This is a genomic window from Streptomyces sp. NPDC091682, from assembly GCF_044756625.1.
In the GTDB taxonomy this organism is placed as follows: Bacteria; Actinomycetota; Actinomycetes; order Streptomycetales; family Streptomycetaceae; genus Streptomyces.
In genome coordinates this window covers 79,010-93,824 of the sequence record NZ_JBIVTH010000007.1, presented here as the reverse complement: position 1 = coordinate 93,824, position 14,815 = coordinate 79,010, and the positions used below count along the sequence as shown (strand labels likewise).

The following is a 14,815-nucleotide window of genomic DNA, read 5'->3' as shown; positions in this document are numbered from 1 at the left end:
GGCTTGTCCGGATTTGTCGACGAGCGCGTAACAGGGGTTAGCAGGGCCGCGGCCCGCGGGAATCACCGCGTCATGAACCACAACGCGCCCCTCCCCCTCGCCCACCTCACCGGTAGCCGCCCCCGCGTGCTGACCCTCGCCCAGCTGCGCGAGCACGGCGTCACCGCTTCCGACGCGGCCGAGCGGCCCTGGCAGCAGATCCTGCCCGGGGTGTTCCTGCTCCACTCCGGGCCGGCGACCAGCGAGGAGCGGCTGCACGCGGCGCTGTTGTACGCGGGGCGACGCGGCGACGAGGCCATGATCACCGGGTTGGCGGCGCTCGCCCTGTACCGGTTCGGCTCGGCGCCCCCGCTGCTCGCCCTCCCGCACATCGACGTCCTGGTGCCCGGCACCCGGCGGCTGCGCTCCACCGGGGACGTGCGGATCGTACGGACGCACACCCCGCCGAGGCCCCAGGAGGTGACCGGACTGCCGGTGGCACCCGTCGCGCGGGCCGTCGCCGACGCCGTCACCCAGCTCTCCGACGCAGGCACCGTACGCCGCCTGCTGAGCGAGGCCGTTCGCGGCGGGCACTGCGAACCGGCCGCCGTCGTACGGGAGCTGACGGTGGCCCGGCTGCTGAACCGGCCGCACGTGGTCGATGCGGTCGAGTCGCTGCTCGCGGAGGGCCGGGCCATCGCCGAGGACCGGCTGTACCACCTCGTACGCGGCTGCGAGCTCCCCGACCCGGCCTGGAACGTCGACCTGCGCCTGCCCGGTGGCCCGCACCTCGGCGGGGTCGACGCGTACTGGCCCGAGCAGTCCGTCGCCGTGGAGATCGACACCCGCGCCCCGCGCCAGGGCGAAGACGAGCAGTGGTCGGAGTCCGTGCGCAAGCGCGAGACGCTGGAGCGGCTCGGGGTGACCGTCATCCACATCACCCCGCGCAAGCTCCGCGACTGGCCCGAGCAGCAGGCCGCGGTCATCCGGACCGCCCTGACGGCCGCCGACGACCGGGAACCCGCCGCCTACCTGGTGGTCCTGCCCAGGTGAGGCGAGTATTCCGGGGCGCTCCAGAGCAGCCGACCTGGATGCAGCGCCTCCACCACCGACTCCACCCGGAAGCGGGTGCGGCGGCTCCCGTCGGCCCCGAACTCCGTCCGGGCCCGGCCGCTGAGCTGAAGGACCGCCCCGCTCTCCCAGTCCGGGAAGAGCAGCCCCGCCCGCGGGTCGGCCGTCAGGTTCCCCAGCGTCAAGAACATGGCGTTGCCGGCGTAGTCCGGCCAGGCCAGCTCGACCGGCGAGAGCACCTCCACGAAGCCCGGCAGCCCGCCCCGGTGACTGGCGTCGACCCCGTCCGCCTCCGCCGTGGTGGCGACGAAGAAGGTGTCGGCGGCGCGTACGGCCCGCTGCTGGCCGGGGGTCAGCGCCTCCCCGCGCCGCACCACACCCGGCCCCTGCCGGACGAGCTCCAGCGGCTGCCGCGCCTGCAGGTACTTCGGGCAGTTGCCGAAGACCTGTTCGACCTCGACGGCGAAGCCTCCCCGCGTCACCTCCAGGGTCCCGTTCAACCGCATCCGGCGCCGGGTGCGCGGGTCGAGCGCGATGGTCCCGACCCGGGTCCCGGCCGTGGCCAGCGCCTCGGCGAGCGGATCTCCCGCCGGTGGACCGCCGGCGACCGCGACCCGGTCCGGCCCGGTGGCCCGTACGAAACCGGGCGCACTGGTGAGCAGGGAGGCCCACACCCGCCCCGCGCCGTCGGCGGCGCCGACGACCAGGTGCGGCTGGAGCCCGAAGAAGGCCGCGGCGACGTCCCGTACGCCCGTGCCGATCGAGCGGCCGACGCGCTCGGCGAGGTCCCGTACGCCGACCCGCTCCTGCACGGCCAGCGCGCCCCAGTGGTACGCCCCGGACATCGGAGTATCCTTCCCACGATCACATCTAACCTTTCACGTCAAGATTAAAGGTTAGATACGCGGGCGTCAACCGCTCACGTAACCTTGAGGGGTTAGCCAATCGACGAGAAGGACTCCAGCGACATGACGGCGGCGGATCCACGACCCCTGACCGGGGAGCCGGTCGCCCTCGACCTGCTCAACACCCGCTGGGTCGCAGACGGCGAACCACTGGACCTCTTCGCCGGCGCGGCCGGGCTCACCCGGGTACAGGGGCTGGCGGTCTGGCTGGAGAGCACCGGCCTGGCCGATCGCTTCCGCGCGGATGCGGCCACCCTCGTCCACCTCCTGACCGCCCGCGAGGCCCTGGCCCGCGCGGTCGCGGACCCGACCGACGAGAGCGCCCGCACCCTGGTCGACGCCGTGCTGGAGCACGGCCGCATCCGCGCCACCCTGACCGCTGACGGGCCGGGCGAGCGCGCCGAGTTCGACGATCCGACCTGGGGGCCCGCCTGGACGGCCGCCCGGAACTACCTGGACCTGCTGAGCACCGCGCCCGACCGGATCCGCAAGTGCGCCTCCGAGACCTGCGTCCTGCACTTCCACGACACCTCGCGCAACGGCACGCGGCGCTGGTGCTCGATGGCCGCCTGCGGAAACCGGGCGAAAGCCTCGCGCCACTACGCGCGCACGCGCGAGCGCTGAGCGCGCGAAATCTGTCACACCTGCACCGGAACGCGACCGCGTCCCGGTGCTGACGCATGGCCGCCAAGTCGATAAATCGATCGATCAGTCCCTGCGGTTCGCACCACTGTGCCCCGGTAAGGCCGTGCTGGCGCATTCTTCGCGCTGGCGAGGTTCCGCCATGGCAGGTCTCGGTCAATGACAACTCTCCCCAAAGAGCTGTCGCTTAGGCCAAGCTGACCGGTCATCCGGCACCGAAATCCGGACCGTATCTTTCACTTACCAGGGATGCTGATGACCCTCGAATCCCCCAGTTCCATATCCGGGGCCAGACGCGTCGCGCGCGTCGCGGCCGCGGCCGGGCTGGTCGCCGCTCTCGCGGCCACCGGCGCCGGGCCCGTCTTCGCGGCGACCGGCGCGGACACCCCGGGCACCACGCCCGCGGTCAAGTCCGCCGACCAGAAGCTCGGTTCGGCCGACGCCGAACTGCTTCAGGAGGCCAAGGCCAAGGGTGACGCGAACGTCACCGTCATGGTCGCGACCGCCCCCGGCCAGACCAAGCAGGTGGCGGACCAGCTCGGCTCGGTCCAGGGTGCCTCGGTGGGCCAGACGTACGACAACCTCGGTTACGTGCGCGCCACCCTGCCCACCGACAAGGCCGAGGCCGCGCTGAAGGCGGCCACCAAGCTGTCCTCGGTGCACGGCATCGACCTGCGGCACGAGATCCAGCTGCCGGACCCGCGCCCCGAATCGGACCGCGAGACCGGCACGGTGAAGAAGACCGCCGCCGAGACCTACGCGGCGCCGGACAAGAACACCCCCGCGAAGAACCCGTACAACCCGTCCTTCGAGACCGGTGCGGTCGACTTCGTGAAGGACAACCCGCAGGCCGACGGCCGCGGAGTGACCATCGGGATCATGGACTCGGGCATCGACCTCGGTCACCCGGCCCTGCAGAAGACCACCACCGGCGAGCGCAAGATCGTCGACTGGGTGACGGCCACCGACCCGATCACCGACAACGACGCCACCTGGCGCCCGCAGATCAATCCGGTCACCTCCAGCGGCGGCACCTTCACCGCGGGCGGCCAGAGCTGGAAGGCCCCGGAGGGCAGCTTCCAGTGGAGCCGCTTCAGCGAGTCGATCACCGCCGCCGGTGACATGAAGGGCGACGTCAACCGCGACGGGGACACCACCGACCGGTTCGGCCTGCTCTACGACGCCGCCGCCGGCACCGTCCGCGTCGACACCGACCAGGACGGCGACTTCACGAACAACGAGCCGATGAAGCCGTACAAGGACGGCTACCAGATCGGCTACTTCGGCACGGACAACCCGGCGACCGACGTCGCCGAGCGCATCCCGTTCGTGATCGAGATCCGCAAGAACGTCCCGATGGACCCGCTGGGCGGCGACTGGGTCGGCAAGAAGGCCGACTTCGTCAACGTCGGCATCATCGAGTCCGAGCACGGCACGCACGTCGCCGGCATCACCGCCGCCAACAGCCTCTTCGGCGGCCAGATGAACGGCGAGGCGCCCGGCGCCAAGCTCGTCTCCTCGCGCGCCTGCTCGTGGTCCGGCGGCTGCACCAACGTCGCGCTGACCGAGGGCATGATCGACCTCGTCGTCAACCGCGGCGTGGACATCGTCAACATGTCCATCGGTGGCCTGCCGGCGCTGAACGACGGCAACAACGCGCGCTCCGAGCTCTACAAGAACCTCATCGACACCTACGGCGTCCAGCTGGTCATCTCGGCCGGCAACTCGGGCCCGGGCGTCAACACCATCGGCGACCCCGCCCTCGCGGACAAGGTCATCTCCGTGGGCGCGTCGGTCTCCAAGGAGACCTGGGCCGCCAACTACGGCTCCGGTGTGAGCACGAAGTACAACATGTTCCCCTTCTCCTCGCGCGGTCCGCGTGAGGACGGCGGCTTCACGCCGACCATCAGCGCCCCCGGCGCGGCCATCAACACCATCCAGACCTGGCTGCCCGGCGCCCCGGTGAAGGAGGCCGGCTACACCCTGCCGGCCGGTTACGGCATGCTCCAGGGCACCTCGATGGCCTCGCCGCAGGCCGCGGGCGCCAGCGCCCTGCTGATCTCGGCCGCCAAGCAGCACAACATCAAGCTGACGCCGGCCTCGCTGCGGGTCGCGCTCACCACGGCCGCCAAGAAGATCGACAACGTCCCCGCGCACGCGCAGGGTTCGGGTCTGATCGACATCCCCGGCGCGTGGGAGTCCATCCAGCGCGACGCGAAGGCCAACGAGTTCACCGTCAAGGCGCCGGTCGACACCGCGCTCGACCAGTTCCTGAAGACCCCGGGCTTCGGCACCGGCCTGTACGACCGCGAGGGCGGCCTCAAGGTCGGCCAGAAGAAGGTCTACAACGTCGTCGTCACCCGCACCACGGGCGTCAAGTACGGCACGCGGCACGACCTGAGCTGGCGCAACAACGACGGGACCTTCAAGGTCATCGGCGGCTACGACTACGTCACCCTGCCGCTGAACAAGCCCGTCACCATCAAGGTCGAGGCCAACGCCAAGACGGCCGGCGTCCACAGCGGCATCCTGCAGCTGGACGACGAGACCACCGAGGGCATCGACAAGCAGATCCTGACGACCGTCGTGGCCGCCGCCCCCCTGGCCGCGCCGTCGTTCACCCTGTCCGACAGCTCCTCGGTGCAGCGCAACAGCCACAAGTCGTACTTCGTGACGGTCCCGCCGGGTGCCAAGAGCCTCGAGGTCGCCCTCGGCGGTCTCGCGGCGGGCGCCCAGACGCGCTTCATCGCGATCCACCCGCACGGAACGCCGGTCGACCCGACGGCCACGACCAACTGCTACCCGAACTACGACAACCCGGCCAACACCTGCCGCCCCGACGTCCGCTCGTACCCCGAGCCGACCCCGGGCGTCTGGGAGATCGAGGTCGAGGCCCGCCGTACGTCGCCGGTGCTCGACAACCCGTTCAAGCTCGACGTCTCCGTGCTCGGCGCGACCTTCGACCCCGCGGTCAAGGTCCTGCCCGAGGCGAAGCAGGGCACCCCCGCCCCGGTCCAGTGGAGCGTCAAGAACGCCGGCGCGGCCATCTCCGGCGGCAAGCTCGCCGGCGGTCCGCTCGGTTCCGCGAAGGTCGCCAAGCCGACCATCGCCCCCGGTCAGACCCAGTCCACCGAGATCGCGGTCCCCGCGGGCACCTCGCGCCTCGACGTCGCGATCGGCAAGGTGTCCGACACCGCCGCCGACCTCGACCTCGAGGTCTACAAGGACGGCATCAAGGTCGGCTCGGCCGCCGACGGCGACTCCGAGGAGGCCGTGAGCCTGGTGAACCCGGCCGCGGGCACCTACACCGTCAAGGTGATCGGCTACGCGATCCCGTCCGGCTCCACCACGTACGACTACCGTGACGTGTTCTTCTCGTCCGCCCTGGGCTCCGTCCAGGTCGACGAGGCCGCCGCGGTGAACCTCGCCACCGGCGCCACCGCGCAGGTCTCGGCGAACGTCCTGGTCAGCAGCGCGGCCCCCGAGGGCCGTCAGTTCTTCGGCCAGGTCCAGCTGCTCAACGCCCGCGGCACCGCCGCCGGCACCGGCAGCGTGCAGATCGAGAAGGTCCTCCCGTAGGAACCTGCGGTACGGAAAACCCCGAGGGGGCGGCGCTCTGACGAGCACCGCCCCCTCGGGCCGTTCCCCCTGATCCGCTACTTGCCGAGCGAGCGCAGCGACTCGGCGTAGGTGCCGACCGCGTGCGCGATCACGTCCAGGTTGGTGTCGAAGACCTTCAGGTCCAGGTTCTTCAGGTCGTCCCCCTTCCCGTGGTAGTTCGGGTCGTACGGGACCCCGGCCGTACCGCCGTAGCGCCCCGCCTGCTCGACGGTCTTGATGCCCTCGGCGCCGGTGAAGGTGCCCCCCGCCGGGATGCCGTTCGCGATGAACGGGCCGTAGTCGGAGCGGCCGTCGAAGTCACTGCCCTCGTGCGGCTTGCCCTTCTTGTCGAGGAAGCCGTTGATCAGCGCCTCGATCTGGGCCGAGCCCGCCGGTCCCGCGCCCGCACCCGTCTTGTCCGAGTCGTCCCCGTCGTAGACGAACTGCACCGGGTTCGGCGAGGCGATCATGTCGAAGTTCAGGTACAGCGCGATGTCCTTCTTCTGCTTCTCGGACAGCTGCGCGACGTAGTGCTCCGAGCCCAGCAGGCCCAGCTCCTCCGCCGACCACCAGCCGAAGCGGACCTTGTTGGCGGGCCCCTTGCCCTTCTTGTTGGCGCCCTCGTCCGCGAGCTTCAGGGCCACTTCCAGCAGCCCGGCCGAACCGGAGCCGTTGTCGTTGATGCCCGGACCCTCCGGTACCGAGTCCAGGTGGGCGCCCACGGTGACCACGCGGTCGGACCGCCCGCCCCGGGTCTCGGCGATCACGTTGCGGGTGGTCCTCTTCACGTGCTCCTGGTCCAGCTCCAGTCGCACGCTCACCTCGCCCTGCGCGGCGGCCGCGGTCAGCGCCTCGCCGTCGGCCAGCGTGATGCCGGCGCTCGGGATGATCCCTTCGGCGGGCGAGGAGAACCCGCCGCGCACCGGGGTCGTCCCGCTGTGGTTGTAGACGATGACGCCGACCGCGCCGGCCGCGGCGGCGGCCCGCTGCTTCTCCACGAAGGTGCACGCGCCCCGCTTGACCAGGGCGATCTTTCCGGCGAAGGCACCGGCCGGGTAGTCGTCGGCCGTGCAGCCGGGGGTCTCGTCGACCCGGGCCAGGGCGAGCGGCGCGGCCAGGCCGCCGGCCGGGGTGGACCGGGTGAAGGTGAACGCGGCGGTGGCCAGCTCGCGGGAGCCCTGACCGAGGACGGTGGTCCTCTCCACCTTGGTGTGCGCCTCGTAGATGTCGAAGTCCTGGTACGAGACCTGGTACCCGGCCTTCTTCAGCGTGTCGTACACGTAGGCGGCGGAGGCCGCGTGGCCCGGCGTACCGGCGGCGCGGTTGCCGCCGTTGGCGTCGGCGATCTGCTGGAACTTCTTCAGGTGGCGGTGGGCGCCCTTGGCGGTGACCTCCGGCACCAGCTCCTTGGCCAGCCGGCCCTCGCGCGGATGGGCGGCCGCCGGCGCGGCGGTCAGCAGGACGGGCGCGGCGACGGCGGCGGCCGCGAGGGCGGCGAGCGCCGGTATGGACCGGCGGCGGTGGCGGATGGCGCGCACGGTGGATCTCCCCGAATCGATGGTTCGTTCTGCGGTCGGTCATGTCCGGATAGCGGTCACGACAGACTGGACGCTAACCGGCTCCGACCAGGCAAAACGGGTGTTCAGGGGCCCCGCAACAGGCCCGCCACGAACTCGCCACGGGGGTTCACATTCAGGACACCGTCCGCACCTCGGACAATGGATTGGACAAGGCTCGTGGGGTCGAACGCATGATGGCTCCACGCGCGCCCGCGTCGTACGTACCAAAAGGAGTCACCGTGAGGGTCGGAATCGTCGGAGCCACCGGTCAGGTCGGCGGAGTCATGCGCAGCATCCTCGCCGAGCGCAAGTTCCCGGTGGACGAGCTGCGCCTGTTCGCCTCGGCCCGGTCCGCCGGCTCGACGATCGAGTGGGAGGGCCGGGAGATCGCCATCGAGGACGCCTCCACGGCCGACTACGCGGGCCTGGACATCGTGCTCTTCTCCGCGGGCGGCGCCACCTCCAAGGCCCTCGCCGAGAAGGTCGCCTCGCAGGGCGCCGTCGTGATCGACAACTCCTCCGCCTGGCGCAGCCACCCGGAGGTCCCCCTCGTGGTCTCCGAGGTCAACCCGCACGCGGTCAAGAACCGCCCCAAGGGCATCATCGCGAACCCGAACTGCACCACCATGGCCGCGATGCCGGTGCTGCGCCCGCTGCACGACGAGGCCGGCCTGACCGCGCTGGTCGCCACCACCTACCAGGCCGTCTCCGGCTCGGGTCTGGCCGGTGTGGCCGAGCTCAAGGGCCAGGCCTGCGCGGTCTCCGAGACCGCCGACCAGCTGACCTTCGACGGCGACGCGGTGGAGTTCCCCGAGCCCGCCGTCTACAAGCGCCCGATCGCCTACAACGTGGTCCCGCTCGCGGGCAACCTGGTCGACGACGGCTCCTTCGAGACCGACGAGGAGCAGAAGCTCCGCAACGAGTCCCGCAAGATCCTGGAGATCCCCGAGCTCAAGGTCTCCGGCACCTGCGTGCGCGTGCCGGTCTTCGCCGGCCACTCCCTGCAGGTCAACGCCCGCTTCGCGAACCCGATCAGCGTCGAGCGCGCCTACGAGCTGCTGAAGGACGCCCCGGGCGTCGAGCTCTCGGAGATCCCGACCCCCCTGCAGGCGGCGGGCAAGGACGCCTCCTACGTGGGGCGCATCCGCTCCGACGAGACCGTGGAGAACGGCCTCGCGCTGTTCCTCTCCAGCGACAACCTGCGCAAGGGCGCGGCCCTGAACGCGGTGCAGATCGCCGAGCTCGTGGCCGAGGAGCTGCGCGGCTGATCCCGCTCGTCCGACGCGGGGGCGGCACCGTCACGGTGCCGCCCCCGCGCGCGTTTTTTCGCCCGTGGATTAGTCCGGGGCAGTGGCGCTGTCCGGATGGCAGGATGGCCGGGCAACGTCACCATCGAAGGAGATGAACGCGTGCCTGGCACGAATCTCACCCGTGAAGAGGCTCAGCAGAGGGCCAAGCTGCTGACCGTCGACTCCTACGAGATCGAACTCGATCTCAGCGGCGCACAGGAGGGTGGCACCTACCCGTCCGTGACCACCGTGCGCTTCCAGTCGGCCGAGGCCGGGGGCGAGACCTTCATCGACCTGGTCGCACCGGCCGTGCACGAGGTCGTCCTCAACGGCAAGTCGCTGGACGTCGCGGCGGTCTTCCACGACTCCCGGATCGCCCTGCGCCACCTGGCGGCCGGGGCCAACGAGCTCCGCGTCGTCGCGGACTGCGCGTACACGAACACCGGTGAGGGCCTCCACCGCTTCGTCGACCCGGTCGACCAGCAGGCCTACCTCTACACCCAGTTCGAGGTTCCGGACGCGCGGCGGGTCTTCGCCAGCTTCGAGCAGCCCGACCTGAAGGCCACGTTCCAGTTCACCGTGACGGCCCCCGAGGGCTGGACGGTCATCTCGAACTCGCCGACGCCGGAGGCCGCGAACGTCAAGGACAACGTCTGGCGCTTCGAGCCGACCCCGCGCATCTCCTCGTACATCACCGCGCTGATCGTCGGCCCGTACCACTCCGTGCACAGCTCCTACGAGGGCAAGGACGGCCAGTCCGTCCCGCTCGGCATCTACTGCCGCCCCTCGCTCGCCGAGTTCCTCGACGCGGACGCGATCTTCGACGTCACCCGGCAGGGCTTCGACTGGTTCCAGGAGAAGTTCGCCTACGACTACCCCTTCGCCAAGTACGACCAGCTCTTCGTCCCGGAGTTCAACGCGGGCGCCATGGAGAACGCGGGCGCGGTCACCATCCGCGACCAGTACGTCTTCCGCTCGAAGGTGACGGACGCGGCGTACGAGGTGCGCGCGGAGACCATCCTCCACGAGCTCGCCCACATGTGGTTCGGCGACCTGGTCACCATGGAGTGGTGGAACGACCTGTGGCTGAACGAGTCCTTCGCGACGTACACGTCGATCGCCTGCCAGGCGTACGCGGAGGGCTCGAAGTGGCCGCACGCGTGGACCACCTTCGCCAACTCCATGAAGACCTGGGCGTACCGGCAGGACCAGCTGCCGTCCACGCACCCGATCATGGCCGACATCCGTGACCTCGACGACGTCATGGTCAACTTCGACGGCATCACGTACGCCAAGGGCGCCTCGGTGCTCAAGCAGCTCGTCGCCTACGTCGGGACGGACGCCTTCTTCAAGGGCGTACAGGCGTACTTCAAGGCGCACGCGTTCGGGAACACGCGCCTGTCGGACCTGCTGGGCGCCCTGGAGGAAACCTCGGGCCGCGACCTGGCCGCCTGGTCGAAGGCGTGGCTGGAGACGGCCGGCATCAACATCCTGCGCCCGGAGGTCACCACCGACGCGAACGGTGTGATCACCGCCTTCGGCATCCGCCAGGAGGCGCCTGCGCTGCCCGCCGGCGCCAAGGGCGAGTCCACCCTGCGCCCGCACCGCATCGCGGTGGGCCTGTACGAGCTCCAGGACGGCGCCCTCGTGCGCACCGACCGGATCGAGCTGGACATCGACGGCGCGCTCACCACGGTGCCGGAGCTGGTCGGCCGCACCCGTCCGGCGGTCTTCCTGCTGAACGACGACGACCTGTCGTACGCGAAGGTCCGCCTGGACGAGGAGTCCCTGGCCACCGTCACCGCGCACATCGGCGACTTCGCCGAGTCCCTGCCGCGCGCCCTGTGCTGGGCCTCGGCCTGGGACATGACGCGTGACGGCGAGCTCGCCACCCGCGACTACCTCGCGCTGGTCCTCTCGGGCATCGGCAAGGAGTCCGACATCGGCGTGGTGCAGTCGCTGCACCGCCAGGTGAAACTGGCCATCGACCTGTACGCCGACCCGGCGTGGCGCGAGGAGGGCCTGGCGGCCTGGACCGAGGCCACCCTGGAGCACCTGCGCGGCGCCGAGCCGGCGGGCGACCACCAGCTGGCGTGGGCGCGTGCCTTCGCGGCCAGCGCCCGCACCGAGGGGCAGCTGACCTACCTGTCGGCGCTGCTGGACGGCGCGGCGGAGATCGAGGGCCTGGCCGTCGACACCGAGCTGCGCTGGGCCTTCCTGGAGCGGCTCGCCGCGACGGGCGTCGCCGGGGAGCCGGCCATCGCCGCGGAGCTGGAGCGGGACGCCACGGCGGCCGGCGAGCGCCACGCGGCGACCGCCCGGGCGGCGCGCCCGACGGCGGAGGCCAAGGCCGAGGCGTGGGCCTCGGTGGTGGAGTCCGGCGACCTGCCGAACGCGGTGCAGGAGGCCGTGATCGGCGGCTTCATCCAGACCGACCAGCGCGAGCTGCTGGCCCCGTACACCGAGAAGTTCTTCTCGGCGGTCAAGGAGGTCTGGGAGACCCGCAGCCACGAGATCGCCCAGCAGATCGCGGTGGGCCTCTACCCGACGCTCCAGATCTCGCAGGCGACGCTGGACGCGACGGACGCGTGGCTGGCCTCGGCCGAGCCGAACGCGGCCCTGCGCCGTCTGATCTCGGAGTCCCGCGCGGGCGTCGAGCGCGCCCTGAAGGCCCAGGCCGCCGACGCCGCCGCTGCCGCTCAGGCGTAAGGGCCCCCGGGCTCTGCCCGCACCCGTGGGAGCAACTCCTCCCGCGGGTGCGGCTCCGCGCCTGGGGCTCCGCCCCGGACCCCGCGCCTCAAACTCCCCCAGCTACCGCTGGGAGGGGCCCCTGGGCGAGGCTGGAAGATCCAGCCCGCCCGGCGTTTGAGGGCACGGGCGCGGAGCGCACGTACGGGGTCCGGGGCGGAGTCCCGGACCCCTACCGCCGGGCCGACGCCACCTCGCGCAGGGCGGTCAGGACGTGGGACAGCGCGGGCGCGGACTCGGCACCGCGCCGGACCGCGGCGAGCACGTGCCGCGTCGGGCGGTCCCGCGACAGCACCCGGACGGCCACGCCCGAGGCGCGGCTCGACACCATCCGGGGTACCAGCGCCACCCCCATCCCCGCCTCGACCATGGCCAGGATCGCGGTCCAGCCGGACGCCGAGTGCGCCTGTTCCGGGACGAAGCCCGCCGCCTCGCACGCGGACCGGGCGATCTCCGACCAGGGTCCGCTGCCCCCGTAGATCCACGGGTCGCCGGACAGGTCCGCCAGCCGCAGGTCGGGCGCGGCCGCCAGCGGGTGGCTCGGCGGGAGGGCCACGTCCAGCGGGTCCTCCAGGAGCACGACCCGGGTGAACCGGGGATCGCGCGCGGTCGGTGCGTGGGCCGTGAGGGACAGCGCCAGGTCCACGTGCCCGGCCGACAGGAGCTGGTAGGCCTCGGCGGCTTCCGTCTCCCGGACCCGGACCTCCACCCCGGGACGGGTCCGCCGCAGCGCGGCCACCGCGGGGACCACGAGCGCCGGTACGGCGGTGGAGAACGCTCCCACCCGTACCTCGCCGGTGTCCCCGGCGAGGTATCCGGCCAGTTCCGCGTCGGCCCGCTCCAGTTGTGCGAACACCGCTTCCGCGTGCCGCAGGACGAGGTGGGCCGCGTCCGTGAGCCGCACCCGGCGGCCCTCGGCCTCCAGCAGCACCACGCCCAGTTGCCGGGCGAGGTTCGTCAGTTGCTGCGAAACGGCCGAGGGCGTCATGTGGAGCGCCTCGGCCGTGGCGGTCACGGTCCCCTGTTCGGCGAGGGTCCGCAAGATCCGCAGCTTCTTGATGTCCCACTCGGTCATGGGCCCGAACCTACCGCCGGGCACTCCCCAGCCCGACCCCTCCGAGGATGAGCGCCATGCAGAGCAGCTGCGCCGGTCCGGTCCGCTCGTCCAGCAGCAGGAGGCCGAGCCCGGCCACGCACACCGGCTGGAGGTAGTAGACGACTCCCGCGCGGGCCGCCCCGATCATCGAGACGGCCTTGTTCCAGGCGAAGAAGGCGACGGCAGAGGAGAACACCCCGACGTACAGCAGCGGTCCGACCGTCCCGGTGGTGGCCTCGAAGCCGCCCTGGACGGATACGGAGACGGCGTAGGCGGGTGCCAGCATCAGCGCGCCGAGCACGAAGGTGGTGATCAGGAAGGCCGCTCCGCCGAGTTCGGCGGGCTTGCGCTTGAGCAGGGCGCTGTACGTGGCGAAGGAGAGGGCGGCGGCGAACATCCACAGGTCGCCGGCGCCGAAGTCGAAGCCGAGCGAGCCGTCCCCGACGAGCAGCAGCACTCCGAAGGCGGCGAGCAGCATGCCGAAGGTCCGCCGCTTGCCGAGCCGTTCGCCGCCGAGGCGGGCGTAGAGCGCCATGATGACGGGCGAGGCGGCCATGATCATGCCCATGTTGGAGGCGGAGGTGGTTAGTCCGGCCTGGTGCACGAGCGTGTTGTAGAGGGTGACGCCGAACAGTGAGGCGAAGGCGACGAAGCCGAGGTGGCGCCGGATCAGGGCCCGCTGCTGCCAGGCCTGGCGGGCGGCGAAGGGGGCGACGGCGAGGAGGGCGATGATCCAGCGCCAGAAGACCGCCTGGACGGGCGGGACGGTCTCGGCCATGCCCCGGGTGGCGACGAAGCTGCCGGACCAGACGACCGTCGCGAGCAGGGCGAGGAGTACGCCGAGCCCGGCGGCACCCTTCTTTCCGGTGCTGCCGGGCTCGGCTTGCGAGACGGTACGGACGCGGTCCATGACGGCCACTGTGGGTCTGCTCCTCGGGGTGGGCTGGTGGGGTGTGTGGACTACCGTCGCACCGCCTCATCCGTCAGGTCCATCGAAATGTTCTGATCATTCTTTTCAGGAGAACTGAACGATCGGGGCTTGCGGGCGGCGGCCAGCTGACCGGCGACGGTGGCCCCGAAGGCGATCGCCATCCCGACGAGCTGGATCGGCGAGAGCGCCTGCCCGAGGGCGGCCCAGCCGATGACGGCGGCGGTGAGCGGGGAAAGCGGGCCGAGCAGGGTGACCGAGGTGGCACTGAGGGCTCCGATGCCGCGGAACCAGAGCCAGTACGCGATCCCGGTGTTGATCAGCATCATGTAGCCGTATCCGAGGAAGGCCTTGCCGTCGAGCGCGGGCGGGGCGCCCTCGACGAGGGCGGCGACCGGAATGATGAACAGTCCGCCCGCGGTGAGCTGCCAGCCGGTCATCGCCAGCGGGCCCACGCCCTCGGGGCGGCCCCAGCGCTTGGTCATCACGGTGCCGGCACCCATGGAGGCGGAGGAGATCACACCGGCGACGATGCCGACCGCGTCGAGCCGGGCCTCGGCGGTCAGGACGACCATGCTCACGCCGAACGCCGCGACGACGGCGGCGAGCACGGTGCGCAGGCTCGCCCGCTCCCCGAGGACGAGCGCGGCCAGCCCTACGACGAACAGCGGGCCGGCGGCGCCCAGTACGGCCGCGACCCCGCCGGGGAGCCGATAGGCGGAGAGGAACAGGAGCGGGAAGAAGGCGCCGATGTTGAGGATGCCGAGGACGGCGGACTTCCACCACCACTGACCCTTGGGCAGGGTGCGGGCCAGGGCGGTCAGCAGCAGTCCGGCGGGCAGGGCCCGCATCACTCCGGTGAACAGCGGCCGGTCGGGCGGCAGCAGCTCGGTGGCCACGGCGTAGGTGGAGCCCCAGGAGATGGGGGCGAGTGCGGTCAGGGCGACGGTGGCTAAGCGCTTCATGGCGGGTGGCTCCTGGATCTGACGGGCGAGCGG

The 14,815-nt window shown here is 71.4% G+C and carries 10 protein-coding genes; 5 read left to right on the top strand and 5 right to left on the bottom strand.

Annotated elements, in window-relative coordinates:
* Positions 1–72 precede the first annotated feature (72 nt).
* Entirely contained in the window at positions 73–1,032 is a 960-nt protein-coding gene (locus ACIQK6_RS17780) for a hypothetical protein (RefSeq protein ID WP_329102028.1), read from the top strand.
* Here ACIQK6_RS17780 and ACIQK6_RS17775 read toward each other — a convergent pair.
* Positions 1,008–1,895, bottom strand: coding sequence for a pyridoxamine 5'-phosphate oxidase family protein (locus ACIQK6_RS17775; RefSeq protein WP_329102026.1), 888 nt, complete (start codon positions 1,893–1,895; stop codon positions 1,008–1,010). The genes ACIQK6_RS17780 and ACIQK6_RS17775 overlap by 25 nt on opposite strands.
* A gap of 123 nt (positions 1,896–2,018) precedes the next feature.
* Here ACIQK6_RS17775 and ACIQK6_RS17770 point away from each other — a divergent pair, with 123 nt between their 5' ends.
* Entirely contained in the window at positions 2,019–2,579 is a 561-nt protein-coding gene (locus tag ACIQK6_RS17770) for a CGNR zinc finger domain-containing protein (RefSeq protein WP_329102024.1), read from the top strand.
* Positions 2,580–2,852: 273 nt separating this feature from the next.
* Complete coding sequence (locus ACIQK6_RS17765) at positions 2,853–6,176, top strand: S8 family serine peptidase (protein WP_329102023.1); 3,324 nt, start codon at positions 2,853–2,855, stop codon at positions 6,174–6,176.
* Positions 6,177–6,253: 77 nt separating this feature from the next.
* Here ACIQK6_RS17765 and ACIQK6_RS17760 read toward each other — a convergent pair whose 3' ends face one another.
* Positions 6,254–7,735, bottom strand: a complete 1,482-nt coding sequence (locus ACIQK6_RS17760) for a M28 family metallopeptidase (protein ID WP_329102021.1) — start codon at positions 7,733–7,735, stop codon at positions 6,254–6,256.
* A gap of 260 nt (positions 7,736–7,995) precedes the next feature.
* Here ACIQK6_RS17760 and ACIQK6_RS17755 point away from each other — a divergent pair, with 260 nt between their 5' ends.
* Positions 7,996–9,024, top strand: coding sequence for an aspartate-semialdehyde dehydrogenase (locus tag ACIQK6_RS17755; protein WP_329102019.1), 1,029 nt, complete (start codon positions 7,996–7,998; stop codon positions 9,022–9,024).
* Between the two features lie 141 nt (positions 9,025–9,165).
* The gene (gene pepN / locus ACIQK6_RS17750; protein WP_329102017.1) at positions 9,166–11,754 is read left to right on the top strand and encodes an aminopeptidase N; all 2,589 of its coding nucleotides are present in this window, start codon (positions 9,166–9,168) and stop codon (positions 11,752–11,754) included.
* A 211-nt stretch (positions 11,755–11,965) separates the two neighbouring features.
* Here pepN and ACIQK6_RS17745 read toward each other — a convergent pair whose 3' ends face one another.
* The 3 genes from ACIQK6_RS17745 to ACIQK6_RS17735 are packed head-to-tail and all read right to left on the bottom strand — an operon-like array spanning position 11,966 to position 14,782.
* Positions 11,966–12,868 carry a LysR family transcriptional regulator gene (locus ACIQK6_RS17745; RefSeq protein WP_329102015.1) on the bottom strand — a complete coding sequence of 301 codons (903 nt, stop codon included), beginning with the start codon at positions 12,866–12,868 and terminating at the stop codon, positions 11,966–11,968.
* Positions 12,869–12,878: 10 nt separating this feature from the next.
* A complete protein-coding gene (locus ACIQK6_RS17740; protein ID WP_402695059.1) occupies positions 12,879–13,808 on the bottom strand; it encodes a DMT family transporter in 930 nt (309 codons plus the stop codon).
* Positions 13,809–13,849: 41 nt separating this feature from the next.
* A complete protein-coding gene (locus ACIQK6_RS17735; protein WP_329102010.1) occupies positions 13,850–14,782 on the bottom strand; it encodes an EamA family transporter in 933 nt (310 codons plus the stop codon).
* Between the last annotated feature and the right edge of the window lie 33 nt (positions 14,783–14,815).

Bases quoted from the DNA above. Each gene is read 5' to 3' on its own strand.
- ACIQK6_RS17780 (WP_329102028.1), top strand. From the start codon at position 73: ATGAACCACAACGCGCCCCTCCCCCTCGCCCACCTCACCGGTAGCCGC.
- ACIQK6_RS17770 (WP_329102024.1), top strand. From the start codon at position 2,019: ATGACGGCGGCGGATCCACGACCCCTGACCGGGGAGCCGGTCGCCCTC.
- ACIQK6_RS17745 (WP_329102015.1), bottom strand. From the start codon at position 12,868: ATGACCGAGTGGGACATCAAGAAGCTGCGGATCTTGCGGACCCTCGCC.
- ACIQK6_RS17735 (WP_329102010.1), bottom strand. From the start codon at position 14,782: ATGAAGCGCTTAGCCACCGTCGCCCTGACCGCACTCGCCCCCATCTCC.
- ACIQK6_RS17765 (WP_329102023.1), top strand. From the start codon at position 2,853: ATGACCCTCGAATCCCCCAGTTCCATATCCGGGGCCAGACGCGTCGCG.
- ACIQK6_RS17775 (WP_329102026.1), bottom strand. From the start codon at position 1,895: ATGTCCGGGGCGTACCACTGGGGCGCGCTGGCCGTGCAGGAGCGGGTC.